23 protein-coding genes and 2 pseudogenes are annotated in these 25,119 nt (G+C 70.4%); 18 read left to right on the forward strand and 7 right to left on the reverse strand.

Annotated features, from left to right (window positions below):
• From OG611_RS21350 to OG611_RS21420, 15 genes are all read left to right on the forward strand, one after another.
• A complete protein-coding gene (locus tag OG611_RS21350; RefSeq protein WP_266422488.1) occupies positions 1-1,050 on the forward strand; it encodes a PLP-dependent cysteine synthase family protein in 1,050 nt (349 codons plus the stop codon).
• Entirely contained in the window at positions 1,047-2,312 is a 1,266-nt protein-coding gene (locus tag OG611_RS21355; RefSeq protein ID WP_266422490.1) for an ATP-grasp domain-containing protein, read from the forward strand. The genes OG611_RS21350 and OG611_RS21355 overlap by 4 nt, the downstream gene beginning before the upstream one ends.
• Positions 2,309-3,787 carry an argininosuccinate lyase gene (locus tag OG611_RS21360; protein ID WP_266422492.1) on the forward strand — a complete coding sequence of 493 codons (1,479 nt, stop codon included), beginning with the start codon at positions 2,309-2,311 and terminating at the stop codon, positions 3,785-3,787. The genes OG611_RS21355 and OG611_RS21360 overlap by 4 nt, the downstream gene beginning before the upstream one ends.
• Entirely contained in the window at positions 3,772-5,064 is a 1,293-nt protein-coding gene (locus OG611_RS21365; protein ID WP_266422494.1) for an MFS transporter, read from the forward strand. Before OG611_RS21360 ends, OG611_RS21365 begins: the two co-directional genes overlap by 16 nt.
• A gap of 43 nt (positions 5,065-5,107) precedes the next feature.
• A complete protein-coding gene (locus OG611_RS21370; protein ID WP_266422496.1) occupies positions 5,108-5,884 on the forward strand; it encodes a 4'-phosphopantetheinyl transferase superfamily protein in 777 nt (258 codons plus the stop codon).
• A gap of 136 nt (positions 5,885-6,020) precedes the next feature.
• Entirely contained in the window at positions 6,021-7,925 is a 1,905-nt protein-coding gene (locus OG611_RS21375) for an acetolactate synthase large subunit (protein WP_266422499.1), read from the forward strand.
• Between the two features lie 14 nt (positions 7,926-7,939).
• Complete coding sequence (ilvN, locus tag OG611_RS21380) at positions 7,940-8,515, forward strand: acetolactate synthase small subunit (RefSeq protein WP_266422501.1); 576 nt, start codon at positions 7,940-7,942, stop codon at positions 8,513-8,515.
• 252 nt (positions 8,516-8,767) lie between these two features.
• Positions 8,768-9,772: a ketol-acid reductoisomerase gene (gene ilvC / locus OG611_RS21385; protein ID WP_266422503.1), complete on the forward strand. Its 1,005-nt coding sequence runs from the start codon at positions 8,768-8,770 to the stop codon at positions 9,770-9,772.
• Positions 9,773-9,870: 98 nt separating this feature from the next.
• Positions 9,871-10,725, forward strand: coding sequence for a HipA family kinase (locus OG611_RS21390; RefSeq protein WP_266422506.1), 855 nt, complete (start codon positions 9,871-9,873; stop codon positions 10,723-10,725).
• Positions 10,722-11,105: a DUF3037 domain-containing protein gene (locus OG611_RS21395; RefSeq protein ID WP_266422509.1), complete on the forward strand. Its 384-nt coding sequence runs from the start codon at positions 10,722-10,724 to the stop codon at positions 11,103-11,105. Before OG611_RS21390 ends, OG611_RS21395 begins: the two co-directional genes overlap by 4 nt.
• Before the next feature lie 234 nt (positions 11,106-11,339).
• On the forward strand, positions 11,340-12,101 hold the full coding sequence (gene fabG / locus OG611_RS21400; protein ID WP_266422512.1) for a 3-oxoacyl-ACP reductase FabG: 762 nt from the start codon (positions 11,340-11,342) through the stop codon (positions 12,099-12,101).
• Positions 12,102-12,121: 20 nt separating this feature from the next.
• Entirely contained in the window at positions 12,122-12,877 is a 756-nt protein-coding gene (locus tag OG611_RS21405) for an SDR family oxidoreductase (protein ID WP_266422515.1), read from the forward strand.
• A gap of 117 nt (positions 12,878-12,994) precedes the next feature.
• Positions 12,995-14,575 (forward strand): ABC transporter substrate-binding protein, encoded by a 1,581-nt coding sequence (locus OG611_RS21410; RefSeq protein WP_266422517.1) that lies wholly within the window; start codon positions 12,995-12,997, stop codon positions 14,573-14,575.
• A gap of 93 nt (positions 14,576-14,668) precedes the next feature.
• Positions 14,669-15,352 (forward strand): uracil-DNA glycosylase, encoded by a 684-nt coding sequence (locus OG611_RS21415; protein WP_072489654.1) that lies wholly within the window; start codon positions 14,669-14,671, stop codon positions 15,350-15,352.
• Between the two features lie 136 nt (positions 15,353-15,488).
• Positions 15,489-15,974: a hypothetical protein gene (locus tag OG611_RS21420; protein WP_266422521.1), complete on the forward strand. Its 486-nt coding sequence runs from the start codon at positions 15,489-15,491 to the stop codon at positions 15,972-15,974.
• A 53-nt stretch (positions 15,975-16,027) separates the two neighbouring features.
• Here the strand turns inward: OG611_RS21420 and OG611_RS21425 are convergent, their stop codons facing one another.
• Together OG611_RS21425 and OG611_RS21430 are read right to left on the reverse strand one after the other, a co-directional pair.
• Complete coding sequence (locus OG611_RS21425; RefSeq protein ID WP_266422524.1) at positions 16,028-16,483, reverse strand: hypothetical protein; 456 nt, start codon at positions 16,481-16,483, stop codon at positions 16,028-16,030.
• A gap of 73 nt (positions 16,484-16,556) precedes the next feature.
• On the reverse strand, positions 16,557-17,225 hold the full coding sequence (locus OG611_RS21430) for a TetR/AcrR family transcriptional regulator (protein ID WP_266422526.1): 669 nt from the start codon (positions 17,223-17,225) through the stop codon (positions 16,557-16,559).
• Positions 17,226-17,350: 125 nt separating this feature from the next.
• Here OG611_RS21430 and OG611_RS21435 point away from each other — a divergent pair, with 125 nt between their 5' ends.
• Both OG611_RS21435 and OG611_RS21440 read left to right on the forward strand, forming a co-directional pair.
• Positions 17,351-18,571 carry an FAD-dependent monooxygenase gene (locus tag OG611_RS21435; protein WP_266422528.1) on the forward strand — a complete coding sequence of 407 codons (1,221 nt, stop codon included), beginning with the start codon at positions 17,351-17,353 and terminating at the stop codon, positions 18,569-18,571.
• A gap of 13 nt (positions 18,572-18,584) precedes the next feature.
• Positions 18,585-19,484 (forward strand): Gfo/Idh/MocA family protein, encoded by a 900-nt coding sequence (locus OG611_RS21440; RefSeq protein WP_266422531.1) that lies wholly within the window; start codon positions 18,585-18,587, stop codon positions 19,482-19,484.
• A gap of 223 nt (positions 19,485-19,707) precedes the next feature.
• On the opposite strand, the pseudogene OG611_RS21445 reads toward OG611_RS21440, so the two are convergent.
• Both OG611_RS21445 and OG611_RS21450 read right to left on the reverse strand, forming a co-directional pair.
• Positions 19,708-19,932 (reverse strand): annotated as a pseudogene (locus OG611_RS21445) (IS4 family transposase); the annotation flags it as partial.
• Between the two features lies 1 nt (position 19,933).
• Positions 19,934-20,407 (reverse strand): annotated as a pseudogene (locus OG611_RS21450) (transposase family protein); the annotation flags it as partial.
• 91 nt (positions 20,408-20,498) lie between these two features.
• Here OG611_RS21450 and OG611_RS21455 point away from each other — a divergent pair.
• Complete coding sequence (locus OG611_RS21455; RefSeq protein WP_266422534.1) at positions 20,499-20,876, forward strand: DUF6221 family protein; 378 nt, start codon at positions 20,499-20,501, stop codon at positions 20,874-20,876.
• On the opposite strand, the gene OG611_RS21460 is transcribed toward OG611_RS21455, so the two are convergent.
• The 3 genes from OG611_RS21460 to OG611_RS21470 form a co-directional block, all read right to left on the reverse strand.
• A complete protein-coding gene (locus OG611_RS21460) occupies positions 20,810-22,612 on the reverse strand; it encodes a VWA-like domain-containing protein (RefSeq protein WP_266422537.1) in 1,803 nt (600 codons plus the stop codon). The two genes, OG611_RS21455 and OG611_RS21460, sit on opposite strands and share 67 nt — an antisense overlap.
• A complete protein-coding gene (locus OG611_RS21465) occupies positions 22,609-23,670 on the reverse strand; it encodes an ATP-binding protein (RefSeq protein WP_266422539.1) in 1,062 nt (353 codons plus the stop codon). The genes OG611_RS21460 and OG611_RS21465 overlap by 4 nt, the downstream gene beginning before the upstream one ends.
• A 141-nt stretch (positions 23,671-23,811) precedes the next feature.
• Positions 23,812-24,177 carry a hypothetical protein gene (locus tag OG611_RS21470; protein ID WP_266422540.1) on the reverse strand — a complete coding sequence of 122 codons (366 nt, stop codon included), beginning with the start codon at positions 24,175-24,177 and terminating at the stop codon, positions 23,812-23,814.
• Positions 24,178-25,119 lie beyond the last annotated feature (942 nt).

Consider the following 25,119-nt stretch of genomic DNA (forward strand, 5'->3'; position numbering starts at 1 on the left):
ATGACGACGACGACTCTGCCCAAGGCTCACTCCTCGATCGTGGAGGCCACGGAGCTGCCACGCATCATCAAGGTGACCGACAACCTCTACGCGGCGGCCTTCAGCCTCATGAAGCTGCTGCCCGCCCGCTACATACTCGACCGCGCCGAGGCGGCCGGCCTGATCTCCCCGGGCACCCGGATCATCGAGACCTCCTCGGGCACCTTCGCCCTGGGCCTGGCCATGGTCTGCCGGCTGCGCGGCTACCCGCTGACCATCGTCGGCGACTCGGCGATCGACCGGGATCTGCGCACCCGGCTCGAAATGCTCGGTACGACGGTGGAGATCGTCGAGCACACCGGCCAGGCCGGCGGCATCCAGGGCGCCCGGCTCGCCCGCGTCGCCGAGCTGCGCCGGCAGCACCCGGACGCCTTCGTCCCCGGCCAGTACGACAACCCCGACAACCCCGGCGCGTACGGCATCGTCGCCGACCTGATCGGCAACACCGTCGGAGTCGTGGACTGCCTGGTGGGCCCGGTGGGTTCGGGCGGCTCCACCGGCGGACTCGCCGCCGCGCTGCGGCAGACCGGCCCGGCACTGCACCTGGTCGGCGTGGACACCCAGGGCAGCATCATCTTCGGCAGCCCGGACGGACCGCGCATGCTGCGCGGGCTCGGCAGCAGCATCCACCCGGGCAACGTCAAGCACGCGGCGTACGACGAGGTCCACTGGGTGACGGCCCCCGAGGCGTTCCACGCGACCCATGAGCTCTACCGCGAGCACGGCCTGTTCATGGGCCCGACCAGCGGCGCGTCCTTCCAGGTGGCGTCGTGGTGGGCCGAGCAGAACCCGGACAGCACCGTCGTGATGGTGCTCCCGGACGAGGGCTACCGCTACCAGTCCACGGTCTACAACGACAGCTGGCTCAGCGAGCAGGGCATCGTCCCGGCCCCCGCCACCGGCGGCCCGCTCACCGTCGAGCATCCGCTGGACGCCACCGCCGCCTGGTCCCGGCTGCTGTGGGCCCGCCGCGGCTTCGACGACGTGGTGATGCCGGTGGTCGGCTCATGAACGAGCGCCTGCTGCTCCTGGTGGAGAGCAACACCACCGGTACGGGACGGCTGTTCGCGCGGCGCGCGGCCGAACTCGGTGTGGTGCCCGTGCTGCTGTGCGCGGACCCGGGCCGCTACCCGTACGCCGCCGAGGACCGGCTGCGGACGGTCGTCGTGGACACCTCGGACGAGGCCGCGCTGTGGGCGGCCGTCCGCGCGCTGGAGGACGACGCCACCGTCGCGGGCGTCCTGACCAGCTCCGAGTACTACGTACCGACCGCCGCCGCACTGGCGTACCGGCTCGGGCTGCCCGGCCCGTCGGCCGAGGCCGTACGGGCCTGCCGCGACAAGGCCGAGCAACGCCGGGTGCTCGACGAGGCGGGCGTCGGGTCGCCGGACTTCGCGGGCGTCTCCGAGGTCGCCGACGCACTCGCCGCGGCCCGCTCCATCGGACTGCCCGTGGTGGTCAAACCGGTGCAGGGGTCGGGGAGTCTGGGCGTACGGCTCTGCGCGGACCTCGACGAGGTCGCCGAACACGCCGGGACGCTGCTGGCGGCCACCGTGAACGAGCGGGGCATCGCGTCACCGAGCCGGATCCTGGTCGAGGAGTACCTGACGGGCCCGGAATTCTCCGTCGAGGTGTTCGGCACCGACGCCGTCGTCACCGTCGCCAAGCACGTCGGCGCGCTGCCGTCCTTCGTCGAGATCGGCCACGACGTGCCGGCCGCACTGCCCGGCGAACAGGAGATCGCCCTGCGCGAGTCCGCGGTACGCGCCGTGCGGGCGCTCGGACTCGGCTGGGGAGCCGCCCATGTCGAACTGCGCCTGACCGGGCCCCGCACCGCCGAGGTCATCGAGGTCAACCCCAGGCTGGCCGGCGGCATGATCCCCGAACTGGTCCGCAGGGCCTGCGGGATCGACCTGGTGCGCGCCCAGGTGCTGGCCGCCCTCGGCACCGCCCCCGAGCTGGAACGCGGCGGATACGCCCGCGCCTCGATCCGGTTCCTCACCGCGGAACAGGACGGCATCCTCGACCGGTCCGCCGCACTCGCGGAAGCCGTGGCCAGGGCCCGCACCGTACCGGGCACCGTCGAGGCGGTGCTCTACCGCGCCCCGGGCGAACCCGTCGGCCCCGCCGAGGACTTCCGGGGCCGCGTCGGTCACGCCATCGCCGTCGCCGACCGCTCGGTACGGGCGGCCGAGGCCGCCGACCGGGCCGTGGCCCTGCTCGGCGAGGCCGTGTCTTACGCGGACCTGCACACAGAGGAGGCATTCGCATGACCGCAGCGACGGCGCACGGCGTCGACACCGGCCGGCTCAAGGCCGCGCTCGACGCCGAGGCGCACCGCATCGTCTACGACCAGTACCTGCCGGACACCGCGGACGGGCTGGGCGAGGAGCTGCGCTGCATCAGTGAGGTCGACCGGGCCCACCTGATCATGCTCACCGAACGCGGGATCGTGGACGCCGACCGGGCCGCGGCCCTGCTGCGCACCATCGAGGAACTGCGCGGACAGGACTTCGCCCCGGTCCGGGCCACCCCGATGCCGCGCGGCGTCTACCTGGCGTACGAGGGACACCTCATCGAGCGGCTGGGCGACGGGACCGGCGGCATCCTGCACACCGGCCGCTCGCGCAACGACCTCAACGCCACCACCACCCGGCTGAAGACGCGCGGGCCGTACCTGGCCCTGCTCGACGCGGTCGACCGGCTGGCGGGGGTGCTCCTGGCGAAGGCCGAGGAGTACCGGGACGTGGTCATGCCCGCCTACACCCACGGCCAGCCGGCCGTTCCGATCAGCTACGGCCACTACCTCGCCGGTGTCGCCGGCGCGGTGCTGCGCGCGTACGAGTCGCTGCTGGACGCCGGACGCCAGCTCGACGTCAACCCGCTGGGCGCCGGCGCGATCGGCGGGACGTCCGTCCCCATCGCCCCCCGGCGCACCGCCGAACTGCTCGGCTTCAGCTCCGCCGCGCCCAACTCGGTGGACGCGGTGGCCTCCCGGGACTTCGTACTGGACCTGCTGTCCGCCTCCGCCGTCCTCGGCGTCGCGCTGGCCCGCGCCGGGCGGGACCTGAGCACCTGGACCTCGGAGGAGTTCGGGCTGCTGCGGGTGGGCGACACCCTCGTCGGCTCCAGCTCGATGATGCCGCAGAAGCGCAACCCCTTCCTGCTCGAACACATCCAGGGCAGGTCCACCGCGAGCCTCGGCGCCTTCGTCGGCGCGGCGTCCGCGATGACCACCGGCGGCTACACCAACGCCATCGCGGTGGGCACCGAGGCCGTACGGCACCTCCGGCCCGGTCTGAGCAGCACCACCGACGCGGTGACGCTGCTGAGCCTGGTGGTGGCGGGCACGGAACCGGAACGGGAACGCATGACGGACCGGGCCGTGGACGGTTTCACCTCGGCCACGTACCTGGCGGAGCGGCTCGTCCTGGACGGGACACCGTTCCGTGCCGCGCACCATCTGGTCGGCGAGACCGTGCTCGGTGCCCTGGAATCCGGCCGGTCGCTGGTGGACGCGGCGCGGTTCGCCGCAGTCGACGACGGCGGGCTGGCCCCCGACCGGGTGGCCGCGGCGTGCGCCCACGGCGGCGGCCCCGGTTCCACGGCGGACGGGATCCGCGCCCTCGGTGCCCGACGGGACGTCCTCCGAGCCGAGTTGTCCGACCGGCGCACCCGCTGGGCGGACGGCGCGGCACTGCTGTCGCAGGCCGTGACCGAGGCGGTGACGTCATGTCGGCCCGCCTGACCGAACGCGCTCCGGGCGAGGAGCAGGAACGTCCGCCGCGCAGCGGACTTCTCGGCCACCACGACTTCCGGCTGCTGTGGCTCGGCGAGACGACCAACCGCGTCGGCATCAACATCACCGGGGTCGCCATGCCCCTGGTGGCCGTGGTGACGCTCGATGCGAGCACGTTCTGGGTGAGTGTGCTGGCGGCCGCCCCCTGGCTGCCCTGGCTGCTCATCGGCCTGCCCGCCGGTGCCTGGGTGGACCGGATGCGACGCCGGCCGATCATGCTGATCTGCAACCTGGTCCCGCTGGTGCTCCTGGCCAGCGTTCCGGTGGCCGGCTGGCTCGGCGTCCTGACGATGACCCAGCTGATGGTCGTGGCGCTGATCAACGGGTTCGCCGCGGTGTTCTTCGGCATCTCGTACAAGGTCTATCTGCCCTCGATCGTCGAACCCGAGGACCTCCAGGAGGCCAACGCCAAGCTCCAGGGCAGCGAATCGGTGGCCCAGGTCGCGGGGCTGGGAGGCGGCGGTCTGCTGGCCCAGGCGTTCGGTGCCGCCTCCGGACTCCTGGTCAACTCGGCGACGTTCCTGGTCTCCGCACTGTGCCTGCTCGGCATCCGCCGCAAGGAGCCGATCCCGGAGAAACCCGAGGAACGCCGAGCCCTGCGACAGGACATCAAGGAGGGCGTGCAGTACACCTTCAGGGATCCGTACCTACGAGTCCTCACCCTGTACGGCACCGCCACCAACCTGCTGCTGACGGCCGAGGCGGCGATCCTGCCGGTCTTCATCATCCGTGAGCTCGGGGTGCCCGAAGGCGCCACCGGCTGGCTCCTCGCGTCGAGCAGCATCGGCGGGATCCTCGGGGCCACCACCGCGAAACGCCTGATCGCACGGCTCGGTTCGGCCCGCGGACTGCTGGTCGCCACGATCGCCAGCGCCCCGTTCGCCCTGCTCATCCCGCTGACGGGGACGGACTGGACCCTGTCCGCACTGGTGGTGGGGAGCGCGGTCCTCTCGCTCGGCGTCGTGCTCGCCAACGTGATCCAGGGGGCGTTCCGCCAGCGCTACTGTCCGCCCCAGCTGCTCGGCCGTGTCTCGGCCAGCGTCTCGGTCGCGAACTTCGGCGCCATTCCCTTCGGTTCCCTGCTCGGCGGGATCCTCGGCACCGCCCTCGGCCTGCGGCCCACCCTGTGGCTGCTCACCGCGGGACTCGCCCTGACCCCGCTGCTCCTCCTGATCGGGCCGCTGCGCCGGACGCGCGACCTGCCGGTCGCGCCGGCCACGCCGTGAGACCCGACTCGCCTGTCACTCTCGTACGAACAGGAGAGACCCCGTGGAACAAACCCTGCCGTGGGTCGTCCGTGAGCTGCCACCCCCTGGCTCACTCGACCTCTGGCTCCTGAGGGTCTCGGATGTCCCCATCGGCATCCTGGACGAACAGGTACTCGACGCGACCGAGCGTCAACGTGCCGCCACCCTCATGCACGCCGCCGACCGGACCCGGTTCACGGCCGCGCATGTCGCCCTTCGCCGGCTGCTCGGCTCGTACCTGAGCCTGCGCCCCGAGGAGGTCCACTTCGGCCGGGACACCTGCCCCTGCTGCGGCGGACCGCACGGCCGGCCCACCGTGCTCGACGCCGACGACCGGCTGTTCTTCTCGCTGTCCCACCGGGGCGACCTCGCCGTCGTCGGAACCGCGGCGGCCCCCATCGGGGTCGACGTGGAACTGGTGCCGGACGAGGACGGCACCGCGGACCTCGCCGCGATGCTGCACGTCGACGAGCAGGCCGAACTGGCCGCACTGAGCCCGCCGGCGCGGCCTCGGGCCCTGGCCCGGCTCTGGACCCGCAAGGAGGCCTACCTCAAGGGCCTCGGCACGGGTCTCGGCCGCGACCCCGCTCTCGACTACGTCGGCTCGGGACGCCCCGAGGGCCCGTACCCGCCGTCCGGCTGGACCCTCCTCGACGTTCCGGTGGACCGGGGCTACGCGGCGGCGGTGGCGGTCCGCGGCGAGCTCACCAGGGACGGCCTGCTGGTCAGGAAGCTCGCCGGCCTCGATGTCGTACGGCACACCTGCGACGCCCTGCAGACGGCAAGAACCCCGCCCTGACCTCCACCGAAGTCCGCCGGGTGCACCGTTGCGGTGATCACCCGGCGGCGGGCACGCACCATCCGGCCGCTCCCGCCGCGGCTGCCGATCACCGATACGTCCTCGCCAACACTCCTACGGACTTTTGGAACTGACGATGTCAAACGCTGTGAAGCAGGCCCCCGCGGCCCTCCTCCCGCAAGTGCGGCCCCGTACCGCCGGGCAGCCGGACACCGGCGCCGAGCACGTGACGGGCGCCCAGTCCCTCATCCGGTCGCTCGAAGAGGCCGGCGCGGAAACCGTGTTCGGCATTCCCGGCGGTTCGATCCTGCCCGCCTACGACCCGATGATGGACTCGACCCGGGTCCGTCATGTGCTGGTCCGCCACGAGCAGGGCGCCGGGCACGCGGCCACCGGATACGCCCAGGCCACCGGCAAGGTCGGGGTGTGCATGGCGACCTCGGGGCCGGGCGCCACCAATCTGGTGACCCCGATCGCGGACGCGCACATGGACTCGGTGCCGCTGGTCGCGATCACCGGCCAGGTCTCCTCCAAGGCGATCGGCACGGACGCCTTCCAGGAGGCGGACATCGTCGGTATCACCATGCCGATCACCAAGCACAACTTCCTGGTCACGAACGCCGACGACATCCCGAGGACGGTCGCCGAGGCCTTCCGCATCGCCTCGACCGGCCGCCCCGGCCCCGTACTCATCGACATCACCAAGGACGCCCTGCAGGCAACCACCACCTTCCGGTGGCCGACGACGACGGACCTGCCCGGCTACCGCCCGGTCACCAAGCCGCACGCCAAGCAGATCCGCGAGGCCGCCCGGCTGATCAGCGCGTCGAGCCGCCCGGTCCTCTACGTCGGCGGCGGTGTGCTCAAGGCGCGGGCCACGGACGAACTGCGCACCCTGGCCGAGCTGACCGGGGCGCCCGTGGTCACCACCCTGATGGCGCTGGGCGCCTTCCCCGGCAGCCACCCGCAGCACGTGGGCATGCCCGGCATGCACGGGGACGTCGCGGCGGTCGCCGCGCTCCAGAAGGCCGATCTGATCGTGGCCCTGGGGGCCCGGTTCGACGACCGGGTCACCGGCAGGCTGGACGGCTTCGCCCCGCACGCCAAGGTCGTCCACGCCGACATCGACCCGGCGGAGATCTCCAAGAACCGGGTCGCCGACGTACCCATCGTCGGGGACGCCTGCGAGGTACTCGTCGCCCTGGCCGCCGCCGTACGCGCCGAGCAGGAGGGCGGCCGCGCCGGCGAGGCCGCCCGGACGGGATATCCGGCCTGGTGGCGGGAGCTGAACCACTGGCGGACCACCTATCGGCGCGGCTACGAACTGCCCGCCGACCCCGGACTGCTCTCCCCGCAGCAGGTCATCGAACGGATCGGCCGACTCGCCCCGCAGGGAACGCTGTTCGCCTCCGGTGTGGGACAGCACCAGATGTGGGCGGCGCAGTTCCTCCCGCACGAGGAACCGGGCACCTGGTTCAACTCGGGCGGCGCCGGAACGATGGGGTACGCGGTCCCGGCCGCGATGGGCGCCAAGGCCGGACGCCCCGAACGGACGGTCTGGGCGATCGACGGCGACGGCTGCTTCCAGATGACCAACCAGGAACTCACCACCTGCGCGCTCAACAACATCCCGATCAAGGTCGCGATCATCAACAACGGCGCGCTCGGGATGGTCCGCCAGTGGCAGAACCTGTTCTACGGGGCACGGTTCTCCAACACGGTGCTGCACGACGGCGCCACCAACGCCACCACCGGTTCGACCCGCGGAGTGGGATCCGACACCAACCGCGGCACCCGGGTCCCGGACTTCGTACAGCTCTCCGAGGCGATGGGCTGTGTGGGCCTGCGCTGCGAGAACCCCTACGAGCTCGACGCGATCATCGACAAGGCCAACGCGATCAACGACCGTCCCGTCGTCGTGGACTTCATCGTCCACGAGGACGCGATGGTGTGGCCGATGGTCCCTGCCGGCACCTCCAACGACGACATCATGGCCGCACGCGACGTACGCCCCGACTTCGGCGACTCCGCGGACGACTGAGAGGACCCTCTGACATGTCCCAGCACACGCTCTCCGTCCTGGTCGAGGACACGCCCGGCATCCTCGCCCGTGTCGCCGCCCTGTTCTCGCGCCGCGGCTTCAACATCGACTCGCTCGCGGTCGGCACCACCGAACATCCCGAGCTCTCCCGCATCACCATCGTCGTCAGGGTCGACCACGAACTGGCCCTGGAACAGGTGACCAAGCAGCTCAACAAGCTGGTCAACGTCCTGAAGATCGTCGAGCTGGAGGCGGACTCCGCCGTCCAGCGCGAACTGGTCCTGGTGAAGGTGAGCGCAGGCAACGGCACCCGGGCCCAGATCGTCCAGATCGCCGAACTGTTCCGGGCCAGAACCGTCGACGTCTCGCCCGACGCCGTCACCCTCGAAGCGACCGGCTCCGGCGACAAGCTCGACGCGATGCTCCGGATGCTCGCGAGCTTCGGCATCAAGGAGCTCGTCCAGTCCGGCGCGATCGCGATCGGCCGCGGCTCCCGGGCCCTGGCAGACCGCGCCGCGCGCGAGACCCGGCCGATCCGCCTGACCCCGGCCTCCGCCACCACGGCTACGACCGACGCGCAGAGCGCCTAGGGCGTGTTTTAGAAGTCCCGTCTGTCTCGCGGGGTCTGACACGCACGCTCGCCGCGTTGCCGAAATGCCCTCGTAGCGGAGCTACTAGGGCACCCCGGCGCCTTGCGATCGCACGCGCCAGACCCCGCGAGACCCGCCCTCCGGGCGGACGACGCTACTTCTAAAACACGCCCTAGCACCTCCCGCACAGAACACAGCTTTCCGCATTCCCGTCCGCACACCCTCACGTTCCAGGAATCAAGGAGAACCACCATGCCCGCCGAGCTGTTCTACGACGACGATGCCGACCTGTCCATCATCCAGGGCCGCAAGGTCGCGGTCATCGGCTACGGCAGCCAGGGCCACGCCCACGCGCTGTCGCTGCGCGACTCGGGTGTCGACGTCCGGGTCGGTCTGCACGAGGGCTCCAAGTCCAAGGCCAAGGCCGAGGAGCAGGGCCTGCGCGTGGTGACCCCGGCCGAGGCCGCCGCCGAGGCCGACGTCATCATGATCCTGGTCCCGGACCCGATCCAGGCCCAGGTCTACGAGGAGTCCATCAAGGACAACCTCAAGGACGGCGACGCGCTGTTCTTCGGCCACGGCCTGAACATCCGCTTCGACTTCATCAAGCCGCCGGCCAATGTGGATGTCTGCATGGTCGCGCCGAAGGGCCCGGGTCACCTGGTCCGTCGTCAGTACGAGGAGGGCCGCGGCGTTCCGTGCATCGTGGCCGTCGAGCAGGACCCCTCGGGCAACGGCCTGGCGCTCGCCCTGTCGTACGCGAAGGGCATCGGCGGCACCCGCGCCGGCGTCATCAGGACGACCTTCACCGAGGAGACCGAGACCGACCTGTTCGGTGAGCAGGCCGTCCTCTGCGGTGGCACCGCCGCCCTGGTCAAGGCCGGTTTCGAGACCCTGACCGAGGCCGGTTACCAGCCGGAGATCGCGTACTTCGAGTGCCTGCACGAGCTGAAGCTCATCGTGGACCTCATGTACGAGGGCGGCCTGGAGAAGATGCGCTGGTCCATCTCGGAGACCGCGGAATGGGGCGACTACGTCACCGGCCCGCGGATCATCACCGACGCCACCAAGGCCGAGATGAAGAAGGTCCTCGCGGAGATCCAGGACGGCACCTTCGCCAAGAACTGGATGGCCGAGTACCACAACGGTCTGCCCAAGTACAACGAGTACAAGAAGGCCGACAGCGACCACCTCCTGGAGACCACCGGCCGCGAGCTGCGCAAGCTCATGAGCTGGGTCGACGACGAGGACGCGTAGCCGCGAAACGGCCGACGGACGTCCGGCCCCCGGTGCGCGAAGGCGCCCGCGGGGACCGGACGCCGCGCCGTCCGGGACTCCCCGGATAGCCTGGGGAAATGCTCACCGAAGTCACAGCGACCCGCTACGTCACGCCCCTGCGGGAGGGCGGATCGCTGCCCGGGATCGTCGAGGCCGACGATCTCGGCACCTATGTCATGAAATTCACCGGCGCCGGACAGGGGCGCAAGACGCTGGTCGCGGAGGTCATCTGCGGGCAGCTCGGCCGCAGGCTCGGGCTGCGGGTCCCCGACCTCGTACAGATCCAGCTCGACCCGGTCATCGGTCTCGCCGAGCCCGACCAGGAGGTGCAGGAACTCCTGAAGGCCAGCGGCGGGCTCAACCTGGGAATGGACTTCCTGCCCGGCTCGATCGGCTTCGACTCGCTCGCCTACCAGGTGGACCCGCTGGAAGCCGGACGGGTCGTCTGGTTCGACGCGCTGATCAACAACGTCGACCGGTCCTGGCGCAATCCGAACATGCTGATCTGGCACGGCGACCTGTGGCTCATCGACCACGGCGCCACCATGATCTGGCACCACAACTGGCCCGGCGTCCAGGCCTCCGCCGCCAAGCCCTACAACGGCTCCGACCACGCGCTCGCCCCGTTCGCACCCGACATCGCGGCGGCCGCGGCCGAGCTCGCCCCGCTGGTGACCGAGGAACTGCTCACCGAGGTCGCGGCCGATGTCCCCGACGAGTGGCTGGTGGACGAGCCGGGCTTCGACAGCACCGACGAGCTGCGCCGCGCCTATGTGGACGCACTGCTGCCGCGTGCCGCGACCATCCACGAGCGGATCACGATGGAGGGCCCCACCGAGCCCAAGCCGTCCCAGGCCCCCGGCTGGCTCACCGAGCACCTCACCCCCTGGCCGCATCCCACCAAGAAGAACGACAAGGACGGCCAGCGGTGAGCGAGCGCGATGTCTTCGAGTACGCGCTGCTGCGCGTCGTCCCGCGGGTGCAGCGCGGCGAGTTCTTCAACGCGGGCGTGGTGGTCTACTGCCGCGCACGGGGTTTCGTGGCCGCCCGCACCCATCTCGACGAGGCCAAGCTGCGGGCCTTGGACCCGACCGCCGACGTGATCGGTGTACGGGCCGCCCTGCATGCCGTCGAGGGTGTGTGCCGCGGCGGTACGGACGCGGGCCAGGCGGCCCGTGACGACGCCGGCCGCCGCTTCCGCTGGCTGATCGCCCCGCGCTCCACGGTCGTCCAGCCGAGCCCTGTGCACAGCGGTCTCACCACCGACCCGGAGGCCGAGGTCGAGCGGCTGCTGGACCTGCTGGTGCGCTGATCCGCCGCCCCGCGGCGCCACCCGCGACCACCGCGCGAACGGCGCCGCCGGGTGTGACATGTGCCCCGGCGGCCGTGGGCCGTTGACACCGGGTGCCAGGGCTTCTAGCGTCTCGTCTGCTGAAGGTACTAAGCGGTTGCTCAGCCATCGGGAAGGTTCCGTGCACACGAGGTCCCGTGCCGGGGGTGCCCCGACGTCCGCTGAGCGGCGATCCAAGGGCGAGGAGAACCAAGCATGTCCACCACCGAGCAGCGCGTCGCCGTCGTGACCGGAGCGGCGCGGGGCATTGGCGCCGCCACCGCGGTACGCCTGGCGGCCGAGGGCCGCGCCGTCGCCGTACTCGACCTCGACGAGGCGGCCTGCAAGGACACCGTCGAGAAGATCACCGCCGCCGGGGGCACCGCCCTCGCGATCGGCTGCGACGTGTCGGACAGCGCCCAGGTGGAAGCCGCGGTCGCGCGGGTCGCCGCCGAGCTCGGCGCCCCGACGATCCTCGTCAACAACGCGGGCGTGCTCCGCGACAACCTGCTCTTCAAGATGAGCGAGTCCGACTGGGACACCGTGATGAACGTGCACCTCAAGGGCGCGTTCCTGATGGCCAAGGCCGTCCAGAAGCACATGGTGGACGCGAAGTTCGGCCGAATCGTCTCGCTCTCCTCCTCCTCGGCGCTCGGCAACCGCGGCCAGGCCAACTACTCCGCGGTCAAGGCCGGTCTCCAGGGCTTCACCAAGACCCTCGCCAAGGAGCTCGGCAAGTTCGGTATCACGGCCAACGCCGTGGCCCCCGGCTTCATCGTCACCGAGATGACCGCGCAGACGGCGGCCCGGGTCGGCATGGGCTTCGAGGAGTTCCAGGCCGCGGCCGCCACCCAGATCCCGGTGCAGCGCGTCGGCCGCCCCGAGGACATCGCCAACGCCATCGCCTTCTTCACGGGCGACGAGGCCGGCTTCGTCTCCGGTCAGGTCATGTACGTCGCCGGCGGACCGCTCAACTGACCCGAAGGGCTACGGACATCATGACTGTGCAGGACAGCGGGAAGGTTGCGCTCGTCACGGGTGCGAGCCGGGGCATCGGCTACGGCATCGCCGAGGCGCTGGTGGCCCGCGGCGACCGGGTGTGCATCACCGGACGCGGCGAGGACGCGCTCAAGGAGGCCGTCGAGCGGCTGGGTGCCGACCGGGTGATCGGCGTGGCGGGCAAGGCCCACGACGAGGCGCACCGGGCGGTGGCCGTCGAGCGCACCATGGAGGCGTTCGGCCGGGTCGACTTCCTGGTCAACAACGCCGGGACGAATCCGGTCTTCGGGCCGATCGCGGAGCTCGACCTCGATGTCGCCCGCAAGGTCTTCGAGACGAATGTGATCTCGGCGCTCGGCTTCGCGCAGCAGACCTGGAAGGCCTGGCAGAAGGAGAACGGCGGGGCGATCGTGAACATCGCCTCGGTCGCCGGTCTCTCCGCCTCGCCTTTCGTCGGCGCGTACGGCGTGAGTAAGGCCGCCATGGTCAATCTGACCCTTCAGCTGGCGCACGAGTTCGCGCCGGCCGTCCGGGTCAACGCCATCGCTCCCGCGGTGGTGAAGACGAAATTCGCCCGAGCGCTGTACGAAGGCCGTGAGGAGGAGGTCGCCGCTGCGTATCCGCTCGGCCGGCTGGGAGTTCCCGAGGACATCGGCGGCGCCGCCGCGTTCCTCACATCGAGCCAGTCGGAGTGGATCACGGGACAGACCCTGGTGGTCGACGGCGGAATCTTCCTGAATGCGGGCGTGGGCTGAGACAGCCTGAGCGGATTTGGCCCTGATTGACTCAAGTGCCCTGTCGGGCCTGCGGATTGACCCGACGGGGCGCTGCGGTATGGTCTGCCGACCCATGGCTGATCGAGGAGCGTTCACGTGTTCTACCGGGCCAGTCTGCAGGCCGCTGCAGCCGTTGCTTCCCTTTCTCTGCTGGCAGGCTGCGGACTTCTTTCCGACAGCGGCTCGAAAGTCGAGCAGAAGATAGTCGTCGGTACGACCAGCGAACCCTCCGCCCTCGATCCGGCGGCGGCGTGGGACAACTCCTGGGAGCTGATGCGGAATGTCTTCCAGACCCTGGTGAGTTTCCCCTCCGGCAGTACGAGCCCCGAGCCCGATGCCGCGGAATGGTGCAAGTTCACCGACACCACCAGCACCTCCTACCGGTGCAAGATCCGCGAGGGGCTGAAATTCTCCAATGGGGACAAGCTCGACGCCGAGGCGGTGAAGTACTCCATCGACCGGATCTCGGAGATCAAGTTCAAGGGCGGCCCCGTCGGCATGCTCGGCTCGCTCGACCGCGTCGAGACCAAGGGGGACGACATCGTCGTCTTCCACCTCACCAAGCCGGACGCCACGTTCCCCTTCATTCTCGCCACGCCCGCGATGTCGCTGGTGGCGCCCAGCGCCTATTCCAGGCACAAGATCCGCAGCGACGGAAAGATCACCGGATCCGGCCCGTATCTCCTTGATTCGTACAAGCCGGGGAACCGGGCCGAACTGGTGAAGAACCCGGACTACAAGGGCTTCGCCGACCGCAAGAACGACGCCGTGACCATCCGGTACTTCAAGGAATCGGCCCCTGTGGTCGCGGCGCTGCGGAAGAACCAGATCGACGCGATCTACCGCGGCCTCACCGCCGAGGAGGTCGTCAGCCTGGAGGGATCCCAGGACAAGGACAGCAACCTGCAGATCGTCGAGACGGTCGGCGCGGACATTCGCTTCCTGGTCTTCAACCCCAAGGACCCGGAGGCGGGGAACGTGGCCGTACGGCGGGCCATCGCCCAGCTCGTCGACCGCGACGCCCTGGTGGCCAAGGTCTACCAGGGCACGGCCGAACCGCTGTACTCCATGGTCCCCAAGGGCATCGCCGGACACACCACCAGCTTCTTCGACGCGTACGGCGACCCGGACCAGGGCAAGGCCAAGCAGATCCTGACCAAGGCGGGCATCACCAAGCCGGTCGAGCTGACGTTCTGGTTCGCCACCGACCGGTACGGCTCCTCCACCGCCCCCGAGTTCGACGAGCTGAAGCGGCAGCTGGAGAGCTCCGGGCTGTTCAGGATCACACTGAAGAGCAGGCCCTGGAAGACGTTCCAGGAAGGCTTCACCAAGGGGCAGTACCCCGTCTTCGGCCGCGGCTGGTTCCCGGACTTCCCGGACCCGGACAACTTCATCGCCCCGTTCCTCGGCAAGGAAAGCGTCACGGGGATGCCGTACATGAAGAACGAGATCACCAAGGAGCTGCTGCCGCAGACCCGCAAGGAGAGCGACCGGGGCGCGGTCAGCAAGCAGTTCGAACGCGCCCAGCAGATCCTGGTCGACGACGTGCGGCTGCTGCCGCTGTGGCAGGGCAAGCTGTACGTCGCGTCGGGCGAGGACATCGGCGGTGGCGAGCGCGCCCTGGACCCGCAGACGGTCATGCAGATGTGGGAGCTGTACCGCAAGGCCAGCTGGTAGGCCCGCCCCCCGGCGGGGTTGGCGGGGCGCGTTGTCAGTGGTCCCCGGTAGGTTCTCGGATGAAAAGCTGATTGCTTACCGGAGGTTGTTGAAGTGACCGACACCGACCTGCTGCCCGAGTCCTGGCGCGGCGTCCTCGGCGAAGAGCTGCAGAAGCCGTACTTCAAGGAGCTCACCGAGTTCGTCGAGGAGGAGCGGGCCAAGGGGCCGGTCTATCCGCCGCGCGACCAGGTGTTCGCCGCCCTGGACGCCACGCCCTACGACAAGGTGAAGGTCCTCGTCCTCGGCCAGGACCCGTACCACGGGGAGGGGCAGGGGCACGGGCTGTGCTTCTCCGTGCGGCCGGGCGTGAAGACGCCGCCGTCGCTGCGGAACATCTACAAGGAGATGAAGGAGGAGCTCGGCCTCCCGGTCCCGGACAACGGGTATCTGATGCCGTGGGCCGAGCAGGGCGTACTCCTGCTCAACGCCGTGCTGACGGTGCGCGCGGGCGAGGCCAACTCGCACAAGGGCAAGGGCTGGGAGAAGTTCACCGACGCCGTGATCCGCGCGGTCGCCTCGCGGCCCGACCCGGCGGTCTTCGTGCTCTGGGGCAACTACGCCCAGAAGAAGCTTCCGCTGATCGACGAGGAGCGCCATGTGGTGGTGAAGGGGGCGCACCCCTCGCCGTTGTCGGCCAAGAAGTTCTTCGGCTCCAGCCCGTTCAGGCAGATCAACGCGGCGGTGGCCGCGCAGGGGCACGAAGCCATCGACTGGCGCATCCCCGACCTGGGCTGACAAACGGTCGTGGCCCCGGCCGGCGGCGGGCGTCCGGCGGCCGGCCGGGGACGTCTGCCCGAGCCTCTGCGGGATTGACCGCACCTGCGGCTAGCGTCGCACGGGAACGGGCGGACGAATGCGCAGGGAGGTTGCGGTGACGGAGCAGCGGGAGGCGTCCAGGGATGCCGTCATGACCAGGATCGGCCAGGCGATCATGCTGCTGCACGGCGGCGATCGGGAAGAGGCCCGCAATCGTTTCGGCGAGCTCTGGTCGGAGATCGGCGAGGACGGTGACGCCCTGCACCGGTGCACCCTCGCCCACTACATGGCCGACACCCAGGACGATCCCGGCGATGAACTGGCCTGGGACCTGCGGGCGTTGACCGCGGCCGACGGGCTGACCGACGAGCGGGCGGCGCAGCACCCCGATGCGCCGGCGGCGCGTGCCTTCTATCCCTTGCTGCACCTCAATCTCGCGGCGGGCTATGTGAAGCTCCGGCGGCCCGACGCGGCGCGGTTCCATCTGGACCGGGCCCACGCCGCTTCCGGTGTCCTCGCGGACGACGGGGCGGACGACGGGTACGGGGGAGGGGTGCGCGCGGCGATCGCGCGGCTGGAGCTTCGGCTGCGCGAGCTGTGAGCAGTGGCCCGTCCAGGGTGGACGGGCCACTGCTCGGTTCGTCCGTTCGGGGCTCAGCGGCCGTAGGTGTCGTCGCAGATCCGGGACTGCGGGCTGCCCGCGGGCCAGTGCCCGTAGCCCCGTCCCAGCGCGCAGACGTCCGTACCGGCGACCGGGGCCTGCGGGGCCGGGGCGGGTGCGGTCACGGCGGGCAGGGCTCGGTGCGGCCGGGGCCGTGCGGCATTCGGGTACCGCGGCTGCCGCTGTACGCGGGGCGCGGTGCGGCGGGTCTCCGGCGGCGGCGCGCCGTTCGAAGGGCGGCGCGCGGAGCCGGACGGCCCGGGGGCCGGCGCGGCCTCCAGGGAGTCGTGGACGGGCGGCAGCACGATCTGCGGGGTCAGGTCCTGGGTGGGCCCACTGGCCCGGGGCCGCGGCGGAACGTCCGGGCGGGGCTGTACGGACACGCAGCCGGACAGCGCCGTGACGGCCACGCCGACCAGGAGGCTCACGGTGATTCTGGTTCGTTGCACCTGATCACTCTGTGGTGCGGACATGGCCTCGGTGAGCCGGGCGGCCGGGATTGGCCCGCACGGGTGACACCGGTCAGCGCGGCGTCGCCCACCGCGGTCCCAGCATCCCGCTCAGCAGTTCCGCGAAGCCGGTGCGCAGCTCCTCCTCGCTCGGGACGGAGCGGTTGTACGACCCTGCGGCGCACGAGAACATCAGCCCCTCGCACCAGGCCACCAGGGACAGGGTGTGCCGTTCGGGCTCGGCCGATCCGGCGGCCGTCATCAGCGCCATCAGCGGTTCGCGGAACTGCCGGCCCGTCGCGTCGAAGAACTCCCGCAGTTCCGGGCGCCGGGTCGCCTCCAGCGCGAGCTCGTAGCGGCAGACGAGCAGTTCGAGGTGGCGGGTGAGATAGCGGTGCAGCGCCAGCGCGAGACCGGCGACCAGCGCCTCCGCCCCGACGGCCGGACCGGTCTCCGGGGCGCCGCTCGAACCGTGTCGCGCGCCGGTGTCCGGGGCGACGCCCGGGACCGGGAGTTCACCGGGGGCGAGCACCCGTGCCTCACGCTCGGCCAGCCGTCGCACCGCCACCTCCAGCAGGGACTGCCGGGTGCGCGCGTAGTTGGACGTCGAGCCCTGGGGGAGACCGGCGCGCTCGTCCACCGCGCGGTGGGTCAGCCCGCGCATCCCGCGCTCGGCGAGGAGCGCGAGGGCGGTGTCGGCGATGAGATCGGGCCGGGAGGTACCGGCGGTGCGTGTGGCCATGGGACCAACCTACCCGCGCCACTACATCCGTAGTGCAGTGAACGTGTCACTACGGATGTAGTTCCTGGGTTCCGGGCTCCGTGGTTTCGACGAGTTGCGTGGTTTCGATGATTCGTGGAGGACTCATGAACAAGCCCCATGCCGTCGTCATCGGCAGCGGAATCGGCGGCCTCACCGCGGCGGTGGCCCTGCACGGCCGCGGCTGGCGGGTCACCGTTCTGGAGCGCGCGGCCTCCCTGGAGCCTGTCGGGGCCGGTATCGCCCTCGCCCCCAACTCCCAGCGCGCCCTGGACGTCATCGGCATGGGTGACGAGATCAGGGCCCTCGCCGCCTGGCAGGGCGAGGGCGGCATGCGTGTCCCCGGTGGCCGCTGGCTCTCCCGTACGGACAGCGCCGCCGCGGCCCAGCGGTTCGGCGGCCCGATCGTCCTGCTGCACCGGGCCGGCCTCGTCGACCGCCTCGTGGCCCGGCTGCCCGAGGACACCGTCCGCACCGGTACGGCCGCGGAACTGCTGGACCCGGGGACGGCGGACGGTGCGCCCGCCGTGGTCGGCACGGCGGCCGGGAACATCGAGGCCGACCTCGTCATCGGCGCCGACGGCATCAACTCGGCCGTACGGAGCGCACTCTTCCCGGACCATCCCGGCCCCTCGTACGCCGGATTCACCACCTGGCGCATCGTCGTCCCCGCGCGCGAGCGGCCCTTCGCCCCGCACGAGACCTGGGGGCGCGGCGCCCTCTGGGGCACCCAGCCGCTCAAGGACGGCCGGATCTACGCCTACGGGGCCGCCGTGGCCCCCGCCGGGGCCCACGCCGCCGACGACGAGAAGGCGGAGCTGCTGCGCCGGTTCGGCGGCTGGCACGACCCGATCCCGTCCGTCATCGCCGCCGCCGATCCCGGCCAGGTGCTCCGCAACGACGTCCACCAGCTGCTCGATCCCCTGCCGTCCTTCCACCGGGGCCGTACCGTCCTCGTCGGCGACTGCGCGCACGCGATGGCGCCGAGCCTCGGCCAGGGCGGCAACCAGGCCATCGAGGACGCGATCGTGCTCGCCCACCATCTGACGCCGGGCGGTGACCTCGCCGCCGGGGCGGCGGCGTACACCGCCGAGCGGTTGCCCCGCACATCCGCCATCGTCCGCAAGGCGGAACGGACTGCCCGTCTGATGCGCCTGACCAGCGCTCCCGCCGTCGCGATGCGTGACGCGCTGGTGTCCGCCGTCTCGCGCCTCGGGCCCACCCTCGTCCTGCGCACCTTCGACGGGATAGCCGACTGGCAGCCGCCACAGCACACGTATGCTGCCCCTCGCCAGGCGAACACCGCGCCGGTGGACGGCGAACAGTGAGAGGAAGACCCCTGTGAAGGTTGGCTGCATCGGGCTCGGCGACATTGCGCAGAAGGCATATCTGCCGGTTCTGACCGCCCTGCCCGGGGTCGAGCTGCATCTGCAGACCCGAACCCCCGCCACCCTGGCCGCGGTTGCCGAGGCGCACCGGATCCCGGCCGCGCAGTGCCACACCGACCTCGAATCGCTGATCGCCCAGGGGCTGGACGCCGCGTTCGTCCACGCCCCGACGACCGTGCATCCGGAGATCGTGGCCCGGCTGCTGGAGGCGGGCGTCGCCACCTACGTCGACAAGCCACTGGCCTACGAACTCGCCGATTCCCAGCGCCTGGTGAGTCTCGCCGAGGAGCGCGGAGCGAGTCTCGCCGTCGGTTTCAACCGCAGGGTCGCGCCCGGCTACGCGCAGTGCGCCGAGCACCCGCGCGAGCTGATCCTCATGCAGAAGAACCGGGTGGGCATGCCGGAGGACCCGCGCACCATGGTGCTCGACGACTTCATCCATGTCGTCGACACCCTGCGCTTCCTGGCGCCGGGACCGGTCGAGCACACCGTCGTACAGGCCAGGATCCGCGAGGGCCTGATGCACCATGTCGTGCTGCAGCTGTCCGGTGACGGATTCACCGCGATCGGCACGATGAACCGGCTCAGCGGCTCGACCGAGGAACGGCTGGAGGTCTCCGGCCAGGACTCCAAGCGCGAGGTCGTCAACCTCGCCGAGGTGATCGACCACAAGGGGCAGCCGAGCGTACGGCGGCGCGGCGACTGGGTGCCGGTGGCCCGTCAGCGCGGCATCGAGCAGAGCGTGCTGTCGTTCCTGGAGGCCGTACGCGCCGGCCAGGTGCTGAACGCCGAGGACGCCCTGCGTACGCACGAACTGTGCGAACGCATCCTGCGCGACCTGGACTGCGCCTGAGGTCGGTCTTCCCGATCATCGGGCGTTCAAGGGCGCCCCGGGAGGATTTTGATGCGGGGTAGGTCGGGGTGGTGGAGGGTGGTTTCGGTGGGTGTTGTTTCTTTCTGTAGGCGTGGACGTGGATGCGTTTTACAGTGCGTGGGCTGGTCCGGTTTCTCCGGCGGGGGTTGAGTCGTTCAGTTATTTCTGCGCGGGCGACTTCAAGGGCCTTCGCGAGGTGGTCAGGGGGAAAACCCGCCTGGCCTGTGATCTGACGGCGGGTGATACGCAGTGACCGCATGAACGACAGGCGGTACGGATCGATGTCGGCCTGTTCGGCTGCCTCACACATCAGGTACCGGACCGCGTAGTGGGTCAGGAGCAGTGCCCAGATCTCCTGCTCGGCCATGTCCGGTGTTTTCGAGCGCAATACACCGCCGCGGCCGCGTTGGTGGGTCTTGATCTCGTCCCTTGCAGTCGTTGCGGTTCCCGGGCAAGGGCTGACCGATCACGACGACGAGTCGGGTGTCGGCGTCGGTGACGACCTGGTGGTTGGTGGAGTATCTGTAGTTCTTGGACTGCTCGGCGACGGTGTGGTCGCGGGTGGGGACCAGGGTGCCGTCCACGATGAGCACAGCGCCCTTGGCGAACCTCTTGCGGGGCTGAAGCGCCGGCATGGGCCCGATGTGGTCGATGATGCGGTCGACTGCGGACTTCGGCACCCCGAAAAGCGGGGCGAGCTGGCGCATCGTCGAGTTCGTACGCCAGTACACGGCGACCAGCAGAGCCCGGTCCTCCAACGGGAGGCTCCACGGCCGGCCCTTGCGGGCGGCATCGGCACCTTCACGCCGTAGAGCCGTCACGACCTTCCCGAAGGTATGCGGGCTCAGCCCGGCGAACGGGGTTGTCCAGGACGGCTCAGACGCCGTGATCACACCAGCCACGACAAGATCATTTCACCGCCGACCCGCGAGGGAACGCGCTCGGGCGACAAGAGCAAGCGACGGCACCCAGCAGAACATCGAGGATGTCCCCATGACTGAACACCTGGTGACGTTCCTCAGGACACGGCTGGATGAGGAGGCCGACCTGGCCCGGCGCTGCGACGGCGACGGATGCTGCGGAGAGTGGTCTGCCCACGGGAACACGGTTGATTTCTGTCAGGTAGAGCTCTCAGACTTCCACCCCACGATCGCCCTGCATGTGGCTCTGCACGACCCGGCCCGCGTTCTGCTTGAGGTCGAGGCCAAGCGACGCATCCTGGCCCGTCACGTCCTCAGCCCGGCCGGAGGCGCCCCGGAGCTACCGCGAGTTCGAGGAGGCCTTGCCGTACGCGGCCCTGCCGCTCAGCGCACCCGGAAGACCGGTCCGCGCGGGGTGAACGGCAGCCCCGCGCCCTCCGGGATCAGGTAGGCGTGCTCGCGGCGGACCCGCAGCACGTCGCACCAGCCGTCGGTGATCACCAGGACGGGGGCCGTCGGCGGGAAGTCGTCGGCCCGCTGCAGCAGATCGATGCCGGGTTGCAGGACCGTGCCGCCGCGCCCCCTGACCCGTACCCGCCCGGCGATCTCCGTCGGCGCCAGGTACCCGGCGTCGTAGGCGGCGGCGTCGCAGAACACCACTCGGGCGGCCGGCACGTCGCGGGCCTCGGCGTAGGAGGCGATCGCGCCCAGTGCCTTGGCGAGCAGCGGGCCGGACATCGAGCCCGAGGTGTCCAGGACGACGCCGAAGGTGCAGCGGGCGACCTCCTCGGGCGGGAAGTAGCGGCCCGCGCGCGGGATGTCGGGGGTCGAGGCCTGGCGCCGGGCGGGCCGGGAGTAGCTGCGTACCGGCTCGGGCCGGGGCACGAACTCGTCGAACCAGCGGGCCAGTTGGGCATCCCACGGGACGGGCGGGTGGGCAAGTGCGCGGATCTCCTGGACCAGTCCGGCCGGTAGCAGGCCGCGCTGTCGGTCGGTGTGCAGCTGGTGGCCCTGGACGAGGGCGCGCCGGTAGAACTCGTCGAGGTCGACGGGGTCGGCGGTCCGGCCGGGCAGTGGTTCGCCCAGGATGTCGCCGGCGCCCTTGCCGCGCAGGGTCGCAAGGCGCCGGCCACGCCGCAGCCCGGTGGCGATCCGGTCGTACACCTCCTCGGTCGACAGACCCTTCAACTCGGCGTCGTACAGCAGCCCTTCGGGCATCGCGCCGACGCTCATCTCAACCAGCCAGCCGTTGATGACGTAGTCGGCGGCGACGTTGAAGAGATAGTGGTCGCGGGCGCCGCGGCGCCCGCCGTGGCGCAAGGCGGCGTGCAGCATCTCGTGGGCGAGGATGAACTGCCACTCCTCGTCCGTGAACCGCTTGAGCGGGTTGATGTAGATCTCGCCGGCGGCGGCGTCCACGGCGGCCACGGAGATGTCGTGCACGCGGGCGAGTTCGGCGTCGGCGACGACGGTCAGTCCGGCCGCGAGGCCGCCGAGCAGCGGGTAGGACGAGACGAACCAGTTGAGGGCGCGATCCCAGGGACGCTGGGCGACGCGCTCACCGGTGAGCCGGTCTCGGCGGCCGCCCGCGACGTCCATCGCGGCGGAGACCGTACGGGTCAGGGCGTACGCGAAGGCGAGTTGCCGGTCGGGCAGGGCGGTGTCCCAGTGCGGCCACTGGACCAGCAGCTGGTCGGGTTCGCCGTCCGCGGTGCCGCACCGCTCGTAGGCGGCCGGGACGCCGGTTTTGCGCCAGCGGGCGGCGAGCTGCTCCTCGTCGCCGTCGGGGTAGCTCTCGGGGAGGTGGTCGGGAGCGGTGCCGATGGGGAAGGTGGCCAGGAAGCGGTTGACAACGGTGCAGCGGGCGGCGAGGTCGAAGCGGTCGGGCTGTTCGCGGGGCTCCTTGGCGGCGGGGAGGTGGCCGAAGCCGAGGTGGAGGAGGGCATGGGCGAGCGCCCAGGCCCACTCGCCGGGTTCGGCTCGGCGGGTGGGGTGGACGTGCACCCGCCCGTTGGAGTCTGCCCGGACGAGGCCCTGACCGGGGGCGTCGGCGTTGCCTTTGGTGCGGACGAAGTTGGCGTTGACGGCTGCGAGGGCGGGGTTGCGGCGCACCAGGTCGGCGCCGGCGGCGAAGGCCTCGGCGGCCGGGTCGGGGCGGTCTGCGCCCTGCTTGCGGGACCGGCTCAACGCCGGGCCTCGACCAGGCGCGGCATGTCGCGGGCGGCCTCCACCAGGAACCAGGCGGGCAGCACCGGGTTGCCGTCGGCGTCCTCGGCGATGACGGTCTGGGCGACCTCGACGGAGATCTCGGCGAGCTGGACGAGCAGCGACTTGGCGCGGTAGGAGGTCTCGCGCACGGCGGCCGAGGCGTGCTCGCGCCGGGCCGGGAGCTCCTCGCCGAGCCGTCCCCGGAACGCCTCGGCGAGGTAGTAGAGCAGGTCGCGGTCCTCGATGCGGCGGGGCCAGGAGGCGTCTCCCTTGATGATCGCCTCGATGCCGTAGGTGTGTCGCACGATCTTGGCGTACCCGCAGAAGGAGACGGCATGGGCGGGGGTGAGCGTCCCGTGGGCCACGATCTTCAGTGTCTCCTCGTCCAGCGCCGGCCCGAAGGAGTGCAGCGCGTCGGAGAGCATGTGCCAGGAGCGGGGCGTGGAGAACGGCTCCTCGGTCTTGGGCGGCTGCGACCACAGGTGGTCGGGCCGGTCGGCGAGGTAGTCCACCACCCAGGGGTGGATGCCGTTCTCGCCCGCCCACACCAGCCAGTCGGTGGCGGAGGCACGCAGGTGGACGTGGGTGAGGCGGTTGACGAGTGCGGAGGCGATGGGGCGTGCCAGGGCGTTGTCGGTGGCGCGGTTGCCGGCGCCGATCACGATCGAGCCTGCCGGGAGCTCGTAGTTGCCGATCCGGCGGTCGAGGATGAGCGAGTAGAACGCCTTCTGCACATCCGGGGTCGCGGCGTTCAGCTCGTCCAGGAAGAGGCAGTACGGCTCGTCGCGGGCGATTGCCTCCGGCGGGCAGAACACGGAGCGGCCGTCGCGGATCTGCGGCACGCCAATCAGGTCTTCAGGGGCGAGCTGAGTGCCCAGCAGGCTTACGCACTCCAGGCCCAGGGAGTCGGCGAACTTCCTCACCAGGGAGGACTTCCCGATGCCGGGGGCACCCCAGAGGAATACCGGGCGGACTGTGGCGAGGCCCAGGAGGAGGTCCGGGATCTGGGTGGGGGTGACGGTTACTGCGGCCTGCAAGCGGTGGGCTCCTCCGAGGGGGATGTCCTGTTCGCCCAGAGTATGGGGCTGGTGGGGGCAGTCGCACCTGGTTTTCCCCTGCTCTGCCGATGTGCCGACTCGCTGAGCAGCTCCGTCAGCAACAACTGGCGTGGAAGGGACCTACCTTGAGGGCCGCCCGATCCGCTTGAGCAGTTGGGCAGCGGTCTTGTTTCCGCTGTCGTGGGAACAGTCGACTTGGTCGGTGATGACGCCGGCCCGGAAGAGGGTGTCGTGGACCGGCTCGTAGATCTCCCGGATGCCCGTCACACGCTCCGAGTCCGTGAAGGCGGCGCGGGCGAACAGGTCTTTGGCCCATTCGTGCTCCATGACCTTGAGCGGTTTGAGGCTGCGGTCGCCCGCGACGCCCCGGAGCACCTCGAGGACTTCCGCGTGGCGTTGGCGGGCGGGCATGGCCGGCAGACGCTCAGCCTCGGCCTCTTCGGCTCCCGCGAAGACGATCCGCCCCGAGTGGCGGGGTGCAACCATGGCCGCGTTCATCAGCCACCACGGCACGCGGGCGGTTTCATGGTGCCGCGGCACGATCGTGCAACAACGCTCAGGTAATGACAGCGGGCGGGAAGGCCTCCTACGTGATCACCGAGCAAGTTGCCGAGCAGTGAGACCCTGAACTGGATGTCGTCTTCGTGACCATCGGTCAGCGCTTCGGCCGTGTGGAACTTCGCCGCCGCATGCGGGACTACGTGCATGGGCTGCTCGCCCCAGTGGCCCCGGAGAGCGGCTGACAGCTTGCCGGGCAGGGAGGTCACGCCACCCCGAGGGTCTGCAGCGTCTGCTCGTCGACGCGAAGTGGGAACCCGACGATATTGGCGATGAACTGCACGAATACGTCGCCGACAAGCTTGGCGAGGACGCTTGCCTATCCATCTTCGGGATCTTTCCGAATGGGCAGATGACGTTCCTTGTGTGCCAGTGGGCCGGGGCGGCGGAGGAGGTGGGATGCGCCTGCCTCCTCCGCCGTGGCGGAATCCCCGTGGTCGGGTTGCTCGTAGCCCGCTCTAGATCAGCGGAGCCAGGCAGAGTTGTGCCCCGCGCTAGGCTAGATCGCCGCGGAAAACCCAGCGTCCGGCAATCCCATTTTCGTCAACCTTGCACAGGCTGATACAGACGAAGATCACTTTGCTGTTGACGCAGTAAAACTTACTGCTTACCTTGTTTCCGAAGTAGACAGTATCTACCTGGGGGGCGCTGCTGGCAGGCTTGGATCGGACTGCGGTTCCGGGCTTTTTCTTTACGGTGTATGTTTTGCCCTCCGGGGCGCACTGAATCGTCCCCTGGGTGTGAATTTGCCCATCCTTCACGGGCGCGGAAGCTTGGGCGGGTGCGCTAATCCCCCAAGTGATCAAGGTGGCCCCGATTGCTGCTGCTATTGTACGCGCTTTTAAGTTCATTGGCTCCCTTTTCTCTATT

Origin of the sequence: Streptomyces sp. NBC_01363 (assembly GCF_026340595.1) — a bacterium.
Classification (GTDB): Bacteria; Actinomycetota; Actinomycetes; order Streptomycetales; family Streptomycetaceae; genus Streptomyces.